This is a genomic window from Mesorhizobium sp. BHbdii, from assembly GCF_053848045.1.
Map to the genome: position 1 here is coordinate 841,202 of NZ_JBSPKX010000001.1, position 18,547 is coordinate 859,748.

At 63.6% G+C, this 18,547-nt stretch carries 18 protein-coding genes; 15 read left to right on the top strand and 3 right to left on the bottom strand.

Going from position 1 to position 18,547, the window contains the following annotated elements; translation table 11 throughout:
• The first annotated feature begins 68 nt into the window (after window positions 1–68).
• The 4 genes from ku to ACWTU8_RS04075 all read left to right on the top strand — a co-directional run bounded on the left by ku (window position 69) and on the right by ACWTU8_RS04075 (window position 3,676).
• Complete coding sequence (gene ku, locus ACWTU8_RS04060) at window positions 69–971, top strand: non-homologous end joining protein Ku (protein ID WP_455839531.1); 903 nt, start codon at window positions 69–71, stop codon at window positions 969–971.
• On the top strand, window positions 968–2,062 hold the full coding sequence (locus ACWTU8_RS04065) for a tetratricopeptide repeat protein (protein ID WP_455847132.1): 1,095 nt from the start codon (window positions 968–970) through the stop codon (window positions 2,060–2,062). The genes ku and ACWTU8_RS04065 overlap by 4 nt, the downstream gene beginning before the upstream one ends.
• A 189-nt stretch (window positions 2,063–2,251) precedes the next feature.
• Window positions 2,252–2,896, top strand: coding sequence for an alpha/beta hydrolase family protein (locus ACWTU8_RS04070; RefSeq protein WP_455847133.1), 645 nt, complete (start codon window positions 2,252–2,254; stop codon window positions 2,894–2,896).
• A gap of 9 nt (window positions 2,897–2,905) precedes the next feature.
• Window positions 2,906–3,676, top strand: a complete 771-nt coding sequence (locus ACWTU8_RS04075; RefSeq protein WP_455847134.1) for an exodeoxyribonuclease III — start codon at window positions 2,906–2,908, stop codon at window positions 3,674–3,676.
• A gap of 81 nt (window positions 3,677–3,757) precedes the next feature.
• Here the strand turns inward: ACWTU8_RS04075 and ACWTU8_RS04080 are convergent, their stop codons facing one another.
• On the bottom strand, window positions 3,758–4,222 hold the full coding sequence (locus ACWTU8_RS04080; protein ID WP_455847135.1) for a GFA family protein: 465 nt from the start codon (window positions 4,220–4,222) through the stop codon (window positions 3,758–3,760).
• A 228-nt stretch (window positions 4,223–4,450) separates the two neighbouring features.
• On the opposite strand from ACWTU8_RS04080, the gene ACWTU8_RS04085 reads away from it, so the two are divergent.
• The 3 genes from ACWTU8_RS04085 (at window position 4,451) to ACWTU8_RS04095 (ending at window position 9,319) form a co-directional block, all read left to right on the top strand.
• Window positions 4,451–5,944 (top strand): WD40 repeat domain-containing protein, encoded by a 1,494-nt coding sequence (locus ACWTU8_RS04085; RefSeq protein ID WP_455847136.1) that lies wholly within the window; start codon window positions 4,451–4,453, stop codon window positions 5,942–5,944.
• Between the two features lie 139 nt (window positions 5,945–6,083).
• The gene (locus ACWTU8_RS04090; RefSeq protein ID WP_455847137.1) at window positions 6,084–7,250 is read left to right on the top strand and encodes an SEL1-like repeat protein; all 1,167 of its coding nucleotides are present in this window, start codon (window positions 6,084–6,086) and stop codon (window positions 7,248–7,250) included.
• 53 nt (window positions 7,251–7,303) lie between these two features.
• Entirely contained in the window at window positions 7,304–9,319 is a 2,016-nt protein-coding gene (locus ACWTU8_RS04095; protein ID WP_455847138.1) for an amidase, read from the top strand.
• Window positions 9,320–9,472: 153 nt separating this feature from the next.
• Here the strand turns inward: ACWTU8_RS04095 and ACWTU8_RS04100 are convergent, their stop codons facing one another.
• On the bottom strand, window positions 9,473–9,802 hold the full coding sequence (locus tag ACWTU8_RS04100) for a hypothetical protein (protein ID WP_455839525.1): 330 nt from the start codon (window positions 9,800–9,802) through the stop codon (window positions 9,473–9,475).
• 179 nt (window positions 9,803–9,981) lie between these two features.
• On the opposite strand from ACWTU8_RS04100, the gene ACWTU8_RS04105 reads away from it, so the two are divergent.
• Window positions 9,982–11,604 carry an ABC-F family ATP-binding cassette domain-containing protein gene (locus ACWTU8_RS04105; protein ID WP_095520897.1) on the top strand — a complete coding sequence of 541 codons (1,623 nt, stop codon included), beginning with the start codon at window positions 9,982–9,984 and terminating at the stop codon, window positions 11,602–11,604.
• Between the two features lie 63 nt (window positions 11,605–11,667).
• On the opposite strand, the gene ACWTU8_RS04110 is transcribed toward ACWTU8_RS04105, so the two are convergent.
• Window positions 11,668–12,099 carry an SAM-dependent methyltransferase gene (locus ACWTU8_RS04110; RefSeq protein WP_029351295.1) on the bottom strand — a complete coding sequence of 144 codons (432 nt, stop codon included), beginning with the start codon at window positions 12,097–12,099 and terminating at the stop codon, window positions 11,668–11,670.
• Window positions 12,100–12,516: 417 nt separating this feature from the next.
• Here ACWTU8_RS04110 and ACWTU8_RS04115 point away from each other — a divergent pair, with 417 nt between their 5' ends.
• From ACWTU8_RS04115 to ACWTU8_RS04145, 7 genes are all read left to right on the top strand, one after another.
• Window positions 12,517–12,648 (top strand): hypothetical protein, encoded by a 132-nt coding sequence (locus ACWTU8_RS04115; RefSeq protein WP_455847139.1) that lies wholly within the window; start codon window positions 12,517–12,519, stop codon window positions 12,646–12,648.
• 13 nt (window positions 12,649–12,661) lie between these two features.
• The gene (locus ACWTU8_RS04120) at window positions 12,662–13,966 is read left to right on the top strand and encodes a mechanosensitive ion channel family protein (protein ID WP_455847140.1); all 1,305 of its coding nucleotides are present in this window, start codon (window positions 12,662–12,664) and stop codon (window positions 13,964–13,966) included.
• Between the two features lie 167 nt (window positions 13,967–14,133).
• A complete protein-coding gene (locus tag ACWTU8_RS04125) occupies window positions 14,134–15,252 on the top strand; it encodes a KamA family radical SAM protein (protein ID WP_455848378.1) in 1,119 nt (372 codons plus the stop codon).
• A 168-nt stretch (window positions 15,253–15,420) separates the two neighbouring features.
• Window positions 15,421–16,092, top strand: a complete 672-nt coding sequence (locus ACWTU8_RS04130; protein WP_455847141.1) for a BA14K family protein — start codon at window positions 15,421–15,423, stop codon at window positions 16,090–16,092.
• Between the two features lie 124 nt (window positions 16,093–16,216).
• Window positions 16,217–16,546: a DUF2934 domain-containing protein gene (locus ACWTU8_RS04135; protein ID WP_455847142.1), complete on the top strand. Its 330-nt coding sequence runs from the start codon at window positions 16,217–16,219 to the stop codon at window positions 16,544–16,546.
• Window positions 16,547–16,549: 3 nt separating this feature from the next.
• The gene (locus ACWTU8_RS04140; RefSeq protein ID WP_127204769.1) at window positions 16,550–16,699 is read left to right on the top strand and encodes a hypothetical protein; all 150 of its coding nucleotides are present in this window, start codon (window positions 16,550–16,552) and stop codon (window positions 16,697–16,699) included.
• 653 nt (window positions 16,700–17,352) lie between these two features.
• A complete protein-coding gene (locus ACWTU8_RS04145) occupies window positions 17,353–18,492 on the top strand; it encodes an ABC transporter substrate-binding protein (protein ID WP_455847143.1) in 1,140 nt (379 codons plus the stop codon).
• Window positions 18,493–18,547: the final 55 nt, after the last annotated feature.

Here is an 18,547-nt window from a genome sequence, read left to right on the forward strand (position 1 = left end):
GCGTCGTTCGTCCTTTGGACGAAGCGCTGCGAACAGTTCGACAGTGCACGGCCGCGTAGGAGAGTTTCATGGCGCCCAGGGCAAGTTGGAAAGGTTACCTCAAGCTCAGTCTCGTCAGCTGTCCGGTCCGGCTGTATCCGGCGACGAGTGCCAGCGAGCGGATCAGCTTCAATCAGCTGCACAAGGACACCCACAACCGCATCAATATGAAGCCGGTCGATCCCGAGCTCGGGCTGGTCGAGCGCTCGGATCTGGTCAAGGGCTACGAATACGAAGATAAGCAGTACATCATCATCGACGATGCCGACCTCGAGGCGGTGCGCATCGAATCCAACCACACGATGAACATCGAAGCCTTCGTCGACGAGCATTCGGTCGACGTCATCTACCAGGACGCGCCCTATTATCTGGCGCCCGATGGCGCAATGGCGGAGGAAACCTTCGCCGTGCTCCGCGAAGCGATGCGCAAGTCGGGCAAGCTGGCGATCGCGCGGCTGGTGCTGTCCAGCCGCGAGCGCGTCGTGACGATCGGCGCGCGCGAGAACGGCATGTTCGTCTGCACCTTGAGGAACCCGAATGAAGTGCGCGGTACGGCCGAATATTTCGGCAACATCCCGGCCGGCAAGCCCGACCCGGAAATGCTGCAGCTCGCCGAAGCGCTGATCAAGCAGAAGGAAACCACCTTCGACCCGAAGAACTATGAGGATCGCTACGAGATCGCGCTGATGGCGATGATCCGCGAGAAGCTCAAGGGCCACAAGCCGATCATCGCGGCCGCCCCCGAGCGCGGCAACGTGATCAACCTGATGGATGCGCTGAAGGCCAGCCTGTCGCAATCGGCCAAGCCGCCGGCCAAGTCGAAGAGCAAGGCCGATGAGGCGGCAAAGCCTGCCGCCAAGGGCAAGGCCGCACCCAAGGAAAATCCGCTCAAGGCCAATTTGCTGAAGGCCGTCGGCAAGAGCAAGGCGTGACGGCGCTTGCCGGCACCGTCTTCGGCGCCATCGGCGCGCTGGCGGCGTTTCCACTAAGGCTGGCGGCGCGCGAGGTTGAACGCCAGCACGGCCAGTTAAGGCGCGGCGTCACACGTCGCACTAGCCATGTGGTGTTCGGCCGCACACTTCTCGCCAAGGCCGGGGATGCCGAGATCGAGCGCCGCGTCGCGGCCGAGCGCGCGGCCGGCCGAAAGCTGATCAGCGAAAACGGTTTTTTGCGCCTGCTAGGGCTGATGAAGGCGCCGGAGGCCTCGGCCCTGTCGCGGCAGTCGCTTCTCGATCAGTCGCGATTGGCCGCATCCGACCTCGACCTTCTCAGTCTCTTCGATGCCTTCGAGCATGATTGCGAGCCCTATTCGTTTCGCGACCTGATCCTGGCCCGCAAATATGCCGGGCTGGTCGCCGGCGGCGCCTCGTGGGGCGCAATCGCGCGCTCGGTGCACCGCTCCGGCCCGGTGGCTTCGCTCACCGCCAAGTCGCTGAATGTCGGCTCACAGCGCGGGCGCGCGGATGCGATCTATCTCGATGGTGGCCAGAGCGAACTCGACGGCCAGCTGCTGTTCGACTTGGGGACGCCGGATGACGACACGCTGGAAGAACTGTTCGCCGACGCTGAAGCCGCGGAAGAGGCTGAAGACCACGAGCAGGCGGCCGCACTCTACCAGCGCTGCTTGGCCATCGACCCGACCGACGCCATCGCCGCCTTCAACCGCGCCAACTGCCTGCGCGCCTCCGGCCACGTGAATGAGGCTGCGCATGACTATGCCCGCGCCATCAAGTGTGACCCCGGCTTTGTCGAGGCCTGGTTCAATCTGGCCGGGCTGATGACCGAGCAAGGCCGCGAGGCCTCGGCACGACGGCATCTGCAAAAGGCGATCGCGCTCGATGCCAATTATGCCGATGCGGTGTTCAACCTTGCGAGGCTGGAGTTCGACGCCGGCAACCTGGCCGAGGCGCGCCGCCACTGGGCGCGCTACCTCGAACTCGACGCCAATTCCGAATGGGCGCGCATGGCGACCAAGGGTATTCAGTTCGTCGATTTGCAACTGGCGCAGAAGTCGGCGGGGTGAGGCGATGGCACTCCCTTCTCCCCTTGTGGGAGAAGGTGGATTGGCGCGTTAGCGCCGAGACGGATGAGGGGTGCTGGAAGAAATGAGGCGTTGGCGCTCCGTCCAACACCCCTCATCCGACCGAGCTTTGCTCGGCCACCTTCTCCCACAAGGGGAGAAGGGGTGGTCAACGTTGGAGTTGTACGCCCAATGACCGCCTTCCTCTTCGACGGGCCCGAAACCGCCCCCATCACCGTCCTGCTTGCCCATGGCGCCGGGGCGCCAATGGATTCGGCCTCGATGACCGCCACGGCCAAGGCGCTGGCCGAAGCCGGCTTCCGCGTCGCGCGATTCGAATTCCACTACATGGCCGCCCGCCGCTACGGCCACCGCAAGCCGCCGCCGCGCGCCGAGACAGTGAACCCGGAATATGTCAAGGCGATCGCCGATCTGAGGGCGAAGGGCGTGACGGGGGCGCTGATCATCGGCGGCAAGTCGATGGGCGGCCGCGTCGCCTCGATGATCGCCGACGAGATGTTTTCCAAGGGCGAAATCTCGGGCCTGCTTTGTCTGGGCTATCCCTTCCATCCGCCGGCGAAACCGACGCAGCTTCGGACAAAACATCTCGCCGATCTCAGGACGCCGACATTGATCTTCCAGGGCACACGCGATGAGTTCGGGACCAGGGACGAGGTCGCGACCTACGACCTTTCCGACCGCATCGAGATGCTGTGGCTGGAGGATGGCGACCACGATTTGAAGCCGCGCAAGAGCATCTCCGGCTTCTCCACCGCCGATCATCTGAAGACACTCGCTGATGCGGTGAAGGCGTGGACCGAGCGCATTGTGCGCTGAAGCAGGCCGATGAAGATCGCCACGTTCAACGTCAACAATATCAACGGCCGGCTGCAAAACCTGCTGGCCTGGCTGTCTGTCGCCAAGCCCGACGTCGTCTGCCTGCAGGAGCTGAAGGCAAGGCAGACGCAGTTTCCGCGCACAGCACTCGCCGCTGCGGGCTATGGCGCGGTATGGGTGGGGCAGCCGACCTGGAACGGCGTCGCCATACTCGCGCGGGGTTCAGAACCCGTTCTGATCCGCGAGGCACTGCCCGGCGACGAGAGCGACAACCAGGCCCGCTACATCGAGGCAGCGGTCAGCGGCATCGTCATCGCCTGCCTCTATGCGCCGAACGGTAACCCGCAGCCCGGTCCGAAATTCACCTACAAGCTGGCGTGGCACGAGCGCCTGAACGCGCATGCGGCGGAACTGTTCGACACCGGGCTGCCGGTAGTGCTGGCCGGCGACTACAACATCGTGCCCGAGCCGCGCGACATCTATCCGACCCGCTCCTATGACGACAATGCGCTGGTGCAGCCGGAAAGCCGCGCCGCTTTCGCAGCACTGCTCGACCAGGGCTGGACCGATGCGCTGCGCAAGAAGCACCCGAAAGAAACGCTCTACACATTCTGGGATTATCGCCGCAACCGCTGGCCGCGCGACGCCGGCCTGCGGCTCGATCATATATTGCTCTCCAAGAAACTGGCGCGCCGATTGGCCGGGGCAGGCATCGACCGCGAAGTGCGCGGCGAGCTCGGCGCCAGCGACCACGCGCCGGTGTGGGTGGAATTGCGGTGAGGGGTGGAGAACATTCGATCTCCCCGTTTATGGGGAGGTTGGCGGTTGCTGGCGATATCGCCAACCCTCACGCACAACCAGTCACACTGGTCGCGCCCCTTCGCGTGCGAAAGCCTCGATCAAAGGTGTGTATCCCTCAAGGTCGGGTTGAGTGGCAAAACTGTGGGTGGCGGCGGTCGTGGCCCATGGCAGCTTTTCCGACGCGAAGACCTCGACGAAGGGCACATACCAACGGTGCTCGTCCAGCATGGTAGCGCGAACATTGACGATGAAGTCCAGGCCGTGCGGATGCGTGAACATCCAGTTCTTGCAGTGCGGGCAGTAGAGTTGCCGGTGCGGCCCATGCATGCCGCCGACCACCGGCTCGCCTTGCGTCACGGTGAAGCCGTTGCTCGGTACGGCCATGGTCAGGGAATAAGCGCTCGCGCTCAGCTTCTGACAGCCGGTGCAATGACAGGCCATTGTCAGCAAGGGCGGCGCACTTATGCGAAAGCGTATCCCGCCGCACAGGCAGCCGCCTTCCCAAGGTAATTTCCAATCATCCATCGCTTGGCCTCGATCGGTCTTGAGCCCTGCCGAGCGATCCTAGCGCGCGACCGGGCAACATTGCGGCGACCGAGAGAGTGTCCTCAGGCACATCCAGCACTTGGCGCAGGCAAGCGTTTTGCGCTCGCCGTTTCGCGGGTAAACTTCGGAATTGAACCGGGGCATCGACAAGCCCGGCGCTGGCCGGCATCATTGCGGCAAAGCGAAAGCGGCGCGAGGGGGAGACCGATGAACAGGCTTGTCGACAGGCTGCTCGCCGCGCTGCTGCTGGCGATCGGCATGCTCTGCCTCACACGTGTGTATTTCGCGCTGGGTGACGAGGGCGCCGGCGACGCTTTCGCGTCGGTGCGCCTGGCTTTTTTCGGCGCGGCGGGCGTTTTCTCAGCCCTTGCAGCCCTGCTGTTCTGGGCCGGCCGGTTGCCAGGCCGGTCGACGCTCGCTCCGAAGACGCCGCTGTTCGGCAGGGGCGCCGAAGCACAACCCGGTGGAAGACCACGCCTGCGGCGGCTCTTTGCCGTCGTTCCGTTCCTCGCCGTGCTCGCTCTGGTGGCCGACCAGCTCGGCCCCTGGTCGCGGCAGCCACAGGACGCCGGCAAAAGCCTGATCGCCGAGCAAACTGTGCCGAGCGCGCCGGAAGGGCAAGACGTCACCAGCGCACCGGCCCTGGAACCGGAAGCGATACAGCCGCCGGCGCCTGCCTCGCCATCCGAGGTCGCGCTGGCCCCACCTGTCTCACCGCCGGAGCCTGCTCCAGCCCCGGCTGCGCCACCGCAGACCGTCGCGCCGCTGCCGCAGGCTCCGCCGCCGCAGCCGACGCAACCCGACGGTCACCGTGATGCAGTGGTCTGGCTGGCGGTGGCGCCCGACGGTCACTCGATCATGAGCGCCAGCACCGATCGCACGATCAAGCTCTGGGATATCGACGGCAAGCGCCTGATCCGCACCCTCGGCGTCCACAAGGACATGGCGCGGACCGCGCTTTTCCTGCCCGATGGGGCGCGGGCGCTGACGGCGGGCGACGATGGCGAGATCGTGCTGCGGAAGCTCTCCGATGGCGCTGTGCTGCATGTGTTCTCGTCAGGCCAGAACGGCGGCGTCAACAAGCTGGCGATCAGCCCCGACGGTAAACGTGCCGTCAGCGGGCACGACACCGGCAGGGTCATCGTCTGGGATATCGAGAAAGGCTCGGTGCTGCATGTGATGCCGGGGCACGACTGGTCGATCAGCGGGGTCGGCGTCTCGCCCGACGGCACACGCGCGATCAGCGGCAGTATCGAGGGCACGCTAAAACTATGGGACATCGGCACCGGCAAGCAGCTGCGCAGCTGGCACGGGCATGAGCGCGGCCCCTATGGCGTCCTGTTCATGGCCGACGGGCGCCATCTGATCACCGGCAGCGGCGATTATACGCTCAAGCTCTGGGATCTCGACACCGGCCGCGAAGTCCGCCGCCTCGAGGGCCATTCGGGCACGGTCTATGCGCTGGCGCTGTCGGCCGACGGCAAGCGGCTGCTGTCCGGATCGCTCGACGGCACGGCACGGCTGTGGGACATGGAAACCGGCAGTGAGACCGCCCTGTTCGACAGCCGGTCCGGTCCGGTCTACGCCGTGGCGTTCGCCGCCGACGGCACGGTGCTGACCGGCGGCTACGACCGCACCATCCGGGACTGGCCGGCGGGCGGCGGTGATGCGGTGGCGCTTTTTCCCGGCGCGCCGGACTGATGTGCGAAGGCGGTTTGTCCCGGAGGGAAGCCAGTCGCAAGCGGGCGCGCCGGCGTGAACAGATTCCAGAGTAGGGGATATTTCGGAAAGAAGCGCTCCGCGCTAATGATTGCTGATATCAATGGATGGATCAGCTTACGTGGACAGCGAAGACGGACCGGCTGCGGAGACAGAATCTTGGTCAAGCCCACCCAGGTCCTACCGTCGGAAGGTTTTCGCGGCTGTTTTGCTTATGGTGGCCGCTGTGGTGCTGTTTTTTCCGGTGCGCCATTATTATGCCCAGTGGTCGGCAGCGGAGCAGGCGCGATCGGCGTTGCTGGCCGAGAACTATGTCGAAGCGTTCGACCCGTTGACGGTGTTAGCCGAGGCAGGCAATCCCGTCGCCCAGTTTAATCTTGGCTTGATGTATGGGCAAGGCCAAGGTGTTGCGCAGAATGACGGGCTGGCAGCGTACTGGTTCGGCAAGGCCGCCGAGGCAGGAAACGTGGAGGCCGCCTCCGCCCTCAGCCGGCTATATTATCTCGGCCAAGGCATTAAAAAGGATGATCAGCTTGCCTTGACATGGGCGCGAAAGGCAGCAGACGAGGGGAATCCGGCCGCTCAATGCCTACTTGGCATCCTATATTCCCGAGGCGAAGGCGTCGTTCAAAATGACGTTCAAGCGGTTTCCTGGTGGCGCAAGGCTGCCGTAGCAGGAAATATAGAGGCCGCCACCGGACTCGGCCAGGCATTTTACTACGGCAAAGGCGTCGAACAGGACGATCGGCTGGCCGTGATCTGGGCACGAAAGGCTGCGGAAAACGGGGATGCGAACGGCCAATACCTACTTGGCATTCTCTACAATGAAGGCCGAGGGCTGGCGCAGGACGACGGTCTGGCGTTCGAATGGTGGATGAAAGCTGCAGCAAGCGGTATTGCGGAAGCACAATATAATGTTGGTGTCCTTTACAGCACGGGAAGAGGCATCGGCGAGGACGAAGGCCAAGCTTTCATGTGGTGGAGCAAAGCCGCAAAGCAAGGAAATGTCGACGCTCAACTCGGTTTGGCATACGCCTATGCCAACGGTGAAGGCATCGCCAGAGACGACAAAGCCGCCGAGTCCTGGTGGCTGGAAGCGGCGAAGGCTGGAAATGTCGATGCCGAAGCTAGTCTTGGGATGCTGTACTATCGTGGCATCAATGGACAACCTAATTACAAAGAAGCCGCCAAATGGCTGCTCAAGGCCTCGTCCCATGGCCATCCCGCTGTCCAGATTTATCTGGATATGATGAAGGAAGATGGTCTGTTGGACACCAAGACGCTGTAGGTGAAGATCATATTTGAAACTGTTGCGGATAGCAGACGTTTGGTTTTCTCAAAGTGACCAATCTCCATATCGTCGAAGCGTCGATCGAACAGTTGCGGCGGGCCCTGGAAGACGGCACCGTCACCAGCGTCGAGTTGGTCGGCGGCTGCCTTCGCAGGATTGCTCGCTACGACCGGCATGGCATCACCCTCAACGCTGTCCCCGTGCTCAATCCAAAGATGTTCGAGGAGGCGGCCGCCTCCGACCAGCGCCGCCGGGAGGGCAAGACGCTCGGGCCGCTGGACGGCATCCCTTACACCGCCAAGGACAGCTACAAGGTATCGGGCCTGACGGTGGCCTCCGGCTCGCCGGCCTTCGAACATCTCGTCGCCAACGAGGACGCCTTCACCATTGCGCGGCTGCGGGCCGGCGGCGCGGTGCTGATCGGGCTTACCAACATGCCGCCGATGGCTAATGGTGGCATGCAGCGCGGCGTCTACGGCCGGGCGGAAAGCCCCTACAATGCCGATTACCTGACCGCCGCCTTCGCCTCGGGCTCGTCGAATGGTTCCGGCACCGCGACCGCCGCCAGCTTCGCCGCCTTCGGGCTCGGCGAGGAGACATGGTCGTCGGGCCGGGCGCCGGCGTCGAACAACGCACTGGTCGCCTACACGCCGTCGCGCGGCGTCATTTCCGTGCGTGGCAACTGGCCGCTGGTGCCGACCATGGACGTGGTGGTGCCGCATACGCGCAGTGTTGCCGACATGCTCGAGCTGCTCGACTTGATCGTCGCCGACGACCCGAACACAAGAGGCGATTTCTGGCGCGCGCAGCCCTGGGTGGCGCTGCCGACGAGCTCCGATGTCAGACCGCCACGCTATACCGGCCTCACGCTGGAGGGAGCGCTGCAAGGCGTGCGGCTCGGCGTGCCCCGCATGTATGTCGGCCGCGACACGGAGGCTGACGTTCCGATCCCGCCCCGCGCGTCGGTGCTCGACCTGTGGGAGCAGGCGGCAGCGGATTTGCGGCGGCTCGGTGCTGATGTGGTCGAGGTCGATTTCCCCGTCGTCTCCAACTACGAGCGCGACCGGCCGGGCACCAAAAACATGGTCGATCGCGGGCTGGTTCCGGAAGAATTCGCCGAGCGCGAGATATGGGACCTGTGCGTCTTCGCCTGGGACGATTTCCTGCGCGCCAATGCCGATCCGGCCATCCCCGATCTCGCCTCGGTCGACGGCGCAAAGATCTTTCCGCAGCCGCCGGGCACGCTGCCGGACCGCTACGAGGACAGCCTCGATCTAGCGGAGTATGTCGGGCGGGCCAAGCGCGGCGTCACCCCATTCGAGGCCATTCCCGAGCTGGACGCCGGCCTGAAAGGCCTCGAGGCGACGCGGCGGATCGATTTCGAGGACTGGCTGGACGCGCAAGGGCTGGATGCAGTGGTGTTTCCGGCCGTCGCCGATGTCGGGCCGGCCGATGCGGATGTCAACGAGGCCTCCGCCGCGCTTGCGTGGCGCAACGGCACCTGGGTCGCCAACGGCAATCTCGTGCCGCGCCATCTCGGCATTCCGACCGTCACCGTGCCGATGGGCACAATGGCCGATATCGGCATGCCGGTCGGACTGACCTTCGCCGGCAAGGCCTATAAGGATACGAAGCTGCTTCGGCTAGCCGGCGATTTCGAGCGTTTTGGCCAGCGCCGCACCAGCCCGCCGCGCACTCCGGAACTTCCCGACGATGTCTTTGCCGCCCGGCCTGCCGCCCGCCAACCCGACAAGGCGCCGCCGCTGACAGTCACGCTTGCCGCTGAGACGCGCCGTGCGGGTGATCAGGACGAGATAACTGTCACGCTCGATGTGCATGGCGAGGTCGGAACCGAGACCAGCGTGAAAGTCCATGTCAATGGCGAGCCCATTCGCATGCAGCGGACCGGCGCGCGCTTTACAGGGCGTGCAGTCGTACCGGCCAGTGAGCATGAGCGAATCCACAGCGTCTGGCGCGGCTCTTACGGCTCGATCGTTACCGCCGTCGTGCGTCTTGAGGGCGGGCGTGCAGTCGGCGCCTATGCGGTGACGGGAGGGATTGGATAAGCTAGCCTCCGCGTATTCCCATTCTGGCCTCTCGGGATGGCATCGCCGCAAGTCTAGGGGAAGCTGCGGGATGGTGCCGATCGCGCCGACCCGCATGCCACCGATGATCAATGGCGGCATGCAGCCCGTCTGCGGCCGGCTTCTCAATCTGCGTCAGTCCGGCTTGCAGGGGTCGGCTTTGGCCGCCGCTGTCTTGTCGCCCTCCTGCTGCGCCTCGACATCCTGCTGCGAGGTGGCGAGGTTTTTATCCCCACCGGCTTCCTGGTTGGCTAGCGGCATGGTGTTGCCGTCCTTATTGGCAGGGCCGCCCTCAACCTTGCTACCGGCATTCGCATCAGTTTCGAGGGGTGCACGCGTTCCGTCTTTTGCGATGCCTGATTGAGCTTCGATCGATGCAGTCGTGTCATGGCAGGTGGCGCTTGCCGTGCCGGCGGTCAGGCCGATCATTGAGGTGGCGAGCAAAATAGCGGTAACCGTCTTCATCTCATTCTCCTTTCGGTGTTTGAGCCTGTCTTTCTAAACTGCCGGCGATATCCAAGGTTCCGCTGATTCAGTTCGAACCTCGAAACTGGCGTCGTATTGCCATTTGATTTGCGGGCTTCCGCAGGCGAGGCCTATCGCGTATTGGCGCGGGGAAAATCCCTTGGGCACGCGTGGAAAGCATGATTCGACTGGAAAGTATCAGCAAGCAGAACGGTCGGCAGATCGTCTTCATCGAGGCCTCCGCCTCCTTGCAGAAGGGCGAAAAGGTCGGGCTGGTCGGCCCCAACGGGGCCGGCAAGACGACGCTGTTCCGCATGATCAACGGCGAGGAGCAGCCCGATGAGGGCCAGGTCTCGGTCGATCGCGGCGTCACCATCGGCTATTTCAGCCAGGATGTCGGCGACATGGAAGGCCGCAGCGCTGTCGCCGAAGTGATGAACGGCGCCGGGCCGGTGAGCGAAGTGGCGGCCGAGATGCGCGAGCTCGAAGCCGCCATGGGCGACCCGGAGCGATCAGATGAGATGGACGCCATCATTGCCCGCTACGGCGACCTGCAGGCGCGTTTCGAGGAGCTCGACGGCTATGCGCTGGATGGCCGCGCCCGCGAGGTGCTGGACGGCCTCGGCTTCAGCCAGGAGATGATGGACGGCGACGTCGGAAAACTCTCCGGCGGCTGGAAGATGCGCGTGGCGCTGGCCAGGATCCTGCTGATGCGGCCCGACGCCATGCTGCTCGACGAGCCGAGCAACCATCTCGACCTGGAAAGCCTGATCTGGCTGGAGCAGTTCCTGAAGAACTATGACGGCGCGCTCTTGATGACCTCGCACGATCGCGAGTTCATGAACCGCATCGTCAACAAGGTGGTCGAGATCGATGGCGGCTCGCTGACCGCCTACTCCGGCAACTACGAATTCTACCAGCAGCAGCGGGCGATCGCCGACCGGCAGCAGCAGGCGCAGTTCGAGCGCCAGCAGGCGATGCTGGCCAAAGAGATCGCCTTCATCGAGCGCTTCAAGGCGCGCGCTTCGCATGCCGCCCAGGTACAGAGCCGGGTGAAGAAGCTGGAGAAGATCGATCGCGTCGAGCCGCCCAAGCGCCGCCAGAAGGTATCGTTCGATTTCCAGCCGGCGCCGCGCTGCGGCGAGGACGTGGTGACGCTGAAGAACATCCACAAGCGCTATGGCAGCCGCTCGATCTACGAGGGGCTGGATTTCCAGGTGCGCCGCCGCGAGCGCTGGTGCGTGATGGGCATCAACGGCGCCGGCAAGTCGACGCTGCTGAAGCTGGTCGCCGGCGCTTCCGAGCCGGACAATGGCACGGTCGCGCGCGGCCCGAGCGTCAAGATGGGCTATTTCGCCCAGCATGCCATGGAAGTACTGGAGGGCGAGCGCACCGTGTTCCAGACGCTGGAGGACGCGTTTCCACAGGCAGGCCAGGCGCCGCTCAGGGCGCTGGCCGGCTGCTTCGGCTTTTCCGGCGACGAGATCGAGAAGAAATGCCGGGTGCTATCGGGCGGCGAGAAGGCGCGGCTGGTGATGGCGCTGATGCTGTTCGACCCGCCCAACCTTTTGGTGCTGGACGAGCCGACCAACCACCTCGACATCGCCACCAAGGAAATGCTGATCACAGCACTTTCGCAGTATGAGGGCACCATGCTGTTCGTCTCGCACGACCGGCATTTTCTGGCGGCGCTGTCGAACCGGGTGCTGGAACTGACGCCCGAGGGCATCCACACCTATGGCGGCGGCTATACGGAATATGTCGAGAGGACGGGACAAGAGGCGCCTGGGTTGCGGAGCTGAGGCGCAGGCCCGGCGCTGCCGCTCACAGTCACCCAAACGCTCGGAGAGGAAGCCACGGGCTGCTCAGCCGTGCAGAACAATTTCGCGCAGCGGATTGCCGCCGTCGATGAACAGCCGGCCTTGCGCCGTCAACGCGGCCTTGAGCCGTTGCAGGGCGATCTTTCCTGCCTCGGGATGACGCCCGTCCAGCGCGCCGACGCGCACCGCAACGGCAATGTCGAAGTGCTGCTCGTCCGCCTCCAGCTGGAAATCCTCGATGGCGACCTGACGCAGGCTCAGCCGGCCCGCTGCAATCTCGGCGCGCGAGGCGGCCCTGGCCTGCGCGATGGCCTTGGCCGAGCGGTCGATCGCCAGCACGTGGCCGTCGCCAATCCGGCGCGTGATCTCGCGCGACGCAGCACCCGGGCCGCAGCCGATCTCCAGAACCCGCATGCCCTGCTGCAAAGGCAGTGCATCGACGATCGCCAAAAGCCTTGGCGACAGACCGTTCGTCATTCCCTCGTCTCCAGCCTCTTCCGGGATCCGAGATTAGCGGGCGTGGCTGGCGGCGGGAAGGCCGACACCTAGGGGATAGTCGATGTGTTCACCGGCCTCGACGACCGGCAGCCGGCGAAAGCGAACAGTAGGAGGTACTTAAAAAGCGCTTCCCGGTTTGAGCGAAAAACCCCGAGCGGCCCGGCGTCGTTGGCCTGAGGGGGGGACTGGCGCCGAGCCTAACCGGTTGGGGGGTAGATCACCGGCCGTAGAGATACATACGCTTAAGCTAATGTAAGCGCAAGCTAATGTTATGAGTTAGCCGTTTCCAGCGGCTGTTTCTGACCATGGATGTTTCTGCCGGCCGCTTCCTGGCTGCGCGCTTAATCCGGGTGCTGGAACTGACGCCAGAGGGCGTCCACACCTGTGGCGGCGGCAATGTCGAGCGCACTGGCCAGAGGCGCCGGGGCTGAAACGCAGGGCTGGGGCTCGCTTGAGGGCTTCTCGATCGTCGGCTTGACCCTTCACGAAGCCGGCGACATTGTGGATGTGCTGTTCGCCAGTCCATAGCGGTCGGTTGGGAATGGATTTTCGCAACGCCATCGATGAATCGCTGGCCTGGGCCAGCCGATGGTTCGACTATGCCGTCACGCCGTGGTTCTTCTATCAGGCTGCCATCATCGTCGTGCTTTTCCTCGTCGCGAAGCTCGCGGCGCAGCGCATCGAACCGCTCATGGAGAACCGGGCACGCCAGATCAAGGGGCATCCCGGACTGTTGAGGGTCGTCGTTGCGCTGTTGCGGCGCACCGACTGGATCCTGTTCACGGTCTTCCTGCTTGCCGCGCTCACTCTCATGCGCGCCGTCACCTGGCCAAGCCGGACCCATTTCATCTATATCGCGCTCTCGCTATCCCTCGCGTGGCTGTTCGCATCGGTGCTGTCGCGCATCATCCGCAACCGCTTTGTCGCGCGGGCTCTCGCCTGGCTGACCTGGATCTATGCGGCCCTCGTCATTCTGGGCATCGATGACGACGCCGCGGCTTTCCTGGACAGCCTCGCAATACCTTTGGGCGCGGTGCGCCTTTCGGCGCTCATCGTGCTGAAGGCGGCGCTGCTGCTGATCGCCACGGTTTGGCTTGCGGTGGTCGTCGGCAACTATATCGATGAACGCGTCCGGATCTCCGAAGAGCTGACACCCTCGATCCGCGTCCTCGTCGGCAAGGTCGCAAAGGTCGGCCTTGTGCTGGTGGCGGGTGCCATCGCCCTGTCCTCCGTCGGTCTCGACCTGACTGCTCTGACGATATTCTCCGGCGCCGTCGGCGTCGGCCTGGCTTTCGGGCTGCAAAAGGTCGTTTCAAATTTCGTCTCCGGTATGATCATCCTGCTCGACAAGTCGATCAAGCCGGGCGACACCATTTCGCTCGAAGGCACCTTCGGCTGGGTACGCGAATTGCGGGCGCGGTTTGTCTCGGTGGTTACGCGCGACGGCCGCGAATACCTGATCCCGAACGAAGACTTCATCACCCAAAGGGTCATCAACTGGTCGTTCAGCGATAACCTCGTGCGGCTCGACGTGAATTTCGGGGTCTCTTACGACGCCGACCCGCATAAGGTCAGCGAACTGGCGATAGCGGCCGCCATGAGCGTCGGCCGGGTCGAAGCGGACCGGCGGCCGGTCTGCTGGCTCACGGACTTCGGCGACTCCTCGCTCAATTTCGTGCTGCGTTTCTGGATCCACGACCCTCAGCAAGGTCTGACCAACGTGCGCGGCAGGGTACTGCTGGCGCTGTGGGACACCTTTAGGGAAAACGGCATAGACATCCCTTATCCGCATCGCGAGATCATCATGAAGCCGGATGGGCGCGCTGGGAAATCAAGCGGGCGCTGATGGGTAGGGTGCACCGGGTCGCGGCGCCGAAGCCGCTGAGCACGGCCTTTTCGTCCCTGCCATCTCGGCAATGCTTATTGCCTTCAAGCCATGGCTCCAATGCTGTATCCAGCCCCGAATTCAAGGAGCCTTCGATGACCTCACACCTCGACATCCCCGACGCCGGCATGGCTGCAGCCGGCATGGCCGCCGATGACGGGCGCGCCCACGATGATGACGCCTCGTGGCAGGACGATGTTCGCGCGGGCGTGCGGCATGTGCGCGATCTGGATTCCCTGCCGCTGTCGCCGGCCGAGCGCGAGGCGGCTCAAGCCGCGGCGACGCGCCACAAGGTTCGCATCCCAAAAGCCTATCTCGATCTGATCGACTGGAGCGACCCCGCCGACCCCATCCGGGCGCAGGTCATCCCGTCGCCCGAAGAACTGGCCGAGCTCGAAGGCGAGCTCGATGATCCGATCGCCGACCATGCCTTCAGTCCGGTGCCGCGATTGACGCATCGTCATGCCGACCGGGTTTTGCTGTTCCCGACCTATCAATGCGCGGTCTATTGCCGGTTCTGCTTTCGCAAGGAGTCCCTGACTTCGATCGGCCGCGGTTTTTCGCGCGAGGCGCTGGAACCGGCCTTCGCCTATATCGAGGCCCATCCCGAAATCCGCGAGGTGATCCTGACCGGCGGCGATCCGCTGTCGCTGCCGGACAAGGCGCTGGCGGAAATCAGCGCCCGCATCGAGGCGGTTCCGCATGTGCGGCTCTTGCGCATCCACACCCGCGTGCCGGTCGCTCTGCCCTCGCGCATCACCTCAGGGCTGGTTTGCTCCCTGCAGGGCCGGCTGATGGTCACGGTTGTCACCCATTTCAACCACGCGCGCGAAATCACTGATGCCGCTGAGCAGGCCTGTCGCGCGTTGCGGCAAGGCGGCTTCGTGCTGCTGAACCAGAGCGTTCTCCTGAAAGGCGTCAACGACACGGTCGAGGTGCTGGAGGAGCTGTGCCGCGAGCTGATGTACCGCCTCGGCGTAAAACCCTATTACCTGCACCACGGCGACCTCGCGCGCGGCATGGCGCACCGGCGCACCACCATCGCCGAGGGACAGGCGCTGGCCAGCGCGCTCCGCGCGCGCCTGTCGGGCATCTGCAACCCGGTCTATGTGCTGGACCTGCCGGACGGCGGCGGCAAAGTGCCACTCGGCGCATCCTATGTCGAAGCGCAGGACGGAGAGACCTGGCGGATTCGCGGGCAGGATGGCGAGCTGAGGACCTATACGGAGCTTGTCGGCGACCTTTGAACCCTGGGTTCCTCGCCCCCAAAGGGGGAGAGGTGGTTCGGCGAAGCCGAGACGGAGAGGGGCCTTTCGAGAAACGGAGACGTCCTTCAGCGCAAGCTTGTGCCACTCCTCGTTGGAACCGTATCCAATGCCTCGCATTTCTAGAGATGACGGGGCAAAGGAGCGCAGGTGAAAGTTTTATCCGCGGTACTTGGCGGCTTTGTGCTGACGCTGGCGGTTTTCGCCAGCGGATTGGCCTTCGCCGTCTGGATTCTTTCCGCCGAGCCGGTGCGGCAGGCCGCCCCGACTTCCAGCGTTGCCGAACTGTGGCCGAGGGAGCCGCGGAAGGTGAACCCCGCTTCGCAGCGTCTTGAGCGCCTTCCTGCCCGCGAGGTCCCAGAGGTCGCAGTTGATCAGGTCCCCGTCGATCGCACATCGAAACCTGCCGATGCCGCATCTTCGGCGCCCGACCCCAACGCTACCGCCTCTATCAAGCCGGCAGTGGACGAGCAGCAGGCGGTGCCCGCCGCCCATGTGGAATGGTGCGCAAGCCGCTACCGTTCCTACAGGCCAAGCGACGACCACTACACATCCTACAGCGGAGAGCAGCGTCCCTGCATCTCGCCCTATCTCGATGCTAGCGCTGCCGAGCGGGTCGCACAGCCTGCCGACGATAGCGCCAGCTATGTCGAGGCGACCGACACGTGGTCAATGGATGGGAACGTTCCGGCGGATGAAACCGGCGGCGCCCAGCTTCCGCCCCACCACGTGGAATATTGCTTCAGCCGCTACCGCTCCTATCGGCCGGAAGACAACACCTACCAGCCCTATTCCGGCGGCCCGCGCCGGCAGTGCGAGTAGGCAGGGCGGAGGCGGGTGGCGGTTGGCGGCCGCAGTGCATGGCGCCTTATGCGACCGATCACGCAGATTTCTTGGATCGTTCGGGTTGGCGCGGCATTCATCCGATACCCAAGGAGGAATCAAGATGGGCGACGACCGGGAAGACAAGATTCGCGAGCGCGCATACCAGATCTGGGAACGTGAAGGCCGCATCCATGGCGATCCCGAGCGGCACTGGCACCGGGCCGAGGCCGAGATCGACAGGGAGGCAGCCCTGCCGCTGACGGCAGGCGATGCCCTGCCGGAAACCCGCGAGGTCGCGAGCTCCGACGTCTTGACGGTGGAGGCCCTGGCGGTGCGCACCGGCATATCGGGCGACCAGGCGCAGGAGCTGCTCGACAGGCTGGGAAACGACCGGGCGGCGATCGAGCAAGCCGCGCGCAACCTCAAGGGGAAGCGGCGGCTCGGGGAGTGACAGATGATCAGAAAACTCAAAGACGGAAAATACCGCCTCTATTCGCGCAAGAAGGACGAAAAGACCGGCAAGCGCCGCAATCTCGGGACGTTTGACAGCCGCGAGGCTGCGGAGAAGCACGAACGCGAGGTTCAGTATTTCAAGCGGCATTGAGGGGGCGTGCCGTCGCTTGCCAGGCAGCCGCGTCGGATGCGTGGCGGAACCTGCGAAGACGGCGGCGCATCTCTGCGCCGGACACTTTACGAGAACATGATGCGTCCACCAGCCTTAGTCCGGAAGCAGGTCGCGCGGATTTTAGCACGGTACGCAAATTGTTCAGAACCGTACCTGATGCACCTCGCGCAAGCGGCATCAACATTTCAGTGACGAAGCGCTCGCTTGCGACGTGGCCAAGCTGACTGTTGTACTGTCTATACGCATCACCGAGTCGCTTCCCGACGATGGCGTCAGCTATGTCGAGGCGACCGACACGTGGTCAACGGATGGGAACGTTCCGCCGGATGAAGCCGGCGTCCGATAGCGCCGCATTCGGAGCGAAATCGCCCGCCGGTTGGTATGATCAAAGACAGGGTGAGCGCCATTACAAACGCCAAGATCACGGGCGTTAGTAGGCCTATTCCAAGCGTGTAAGCGACCAGAAAAGTCAACGCAGAAAGTGCAGTTATCGCGCCGGCTGCGCGCATTATTCCCCTGGTCATAGCAACCCTCGCCCGTTGTCAATGGAGCGCTATTGACACAGGCGGAGCGATCTGTCCATTATAATGAAACAGTGTTTCTTTATATGAAACCATTGGGAGGAACAGCAGATGAAAGCTCTACGTGTGATGTACAGTGCCGCGATAGTCGCGCTTCTAGGCAGTTCTGGTACATTCGCGCAGGACGCAATCCCGATCGGGATGAGCAGTCCGCAGACGGGAGGCGCAGCTTATCTTGGCCAACATCAGCGCCAGGGCGCTGAGCTCGCGGTCGCGGAACTCAATGAAGCAGGGGGCGTGCTTGGCCGTCAGCTGGAATTGAAGGTCCAGGACAATCAGTGCAACCCGACCCAAGGCGTGGCAAGCGCCGACCAACTGATTGACGTCGGCAAGGTTGTAGCCATCATCGGAGGTTTGTGCAGTTCGGTCACTCTTGCGATCATGCCGGTGATTGAACGCGCGAAAATCCCGCTGATCGTCGACGTGTCGACTAATCCCAAGATCAGCGAAGCCGCAGGTGCGGGCGGGAACATCTGGACATTTCAGATCAATCCCTCCGACGCGGGCCTAGCTGCGGCGCTTGGTGATTACCTTGCATCGAAAAGAACGTACAAGAGCATCGCATTTATCGGTGAAGACACCGATTACGGGCGTGGTGGGCACGAAGCACTCAAGGCCGTCCTGGTCAAGAGCGGCATTGCAATCGGCTCAGCCGATTTCTTCACTCAAGGAACCGCCGACTTCGCATCGGTGATCGCAAGGCTTCGCTCGAAAAAACCGGATGCGATCGCACTCTATGCGGTAGGCGCGGATGAACTCAATTTTCTTCGGCAGTATCGCGCTGCCGGCTTGAACATTCCAATTACCGGCCGCATCGAACTGTCCGATCTTCAGGCAAGCCTGATCGACGCCGGAGCGCTCGACGGCGCCACCAGCGTCTTCCCCTACGCGCCAGCGGTTGACACCGAGGGCAACAACGCGTTCGTCGCAAAGTTCACCGGCAAGTTTGGCGAGGCTCCAAACTATCAGAGTTTCGAAGGCTATGAAGCGGTGAAGGTGCTGGCTGACGCCATCACACGCGCCGGCAACGCCAACCCAGCTGCCATTCGCGAGGCGCTGGTCACCACATCTTATCCCTCGCTGCTCGACGAAACGATTTCGTTCGACGAGCACAATCAAGCCCACAACAAGGCGGTGATCCTGCGTGTCGAAGGGACGAAGGTTATCGTGGACAGCACGTCCGGGACGTAAACGAAACCGGGGGCGCAGATCTGTCGAAAGACAGATCTGCGCCTCCTATGCTTAG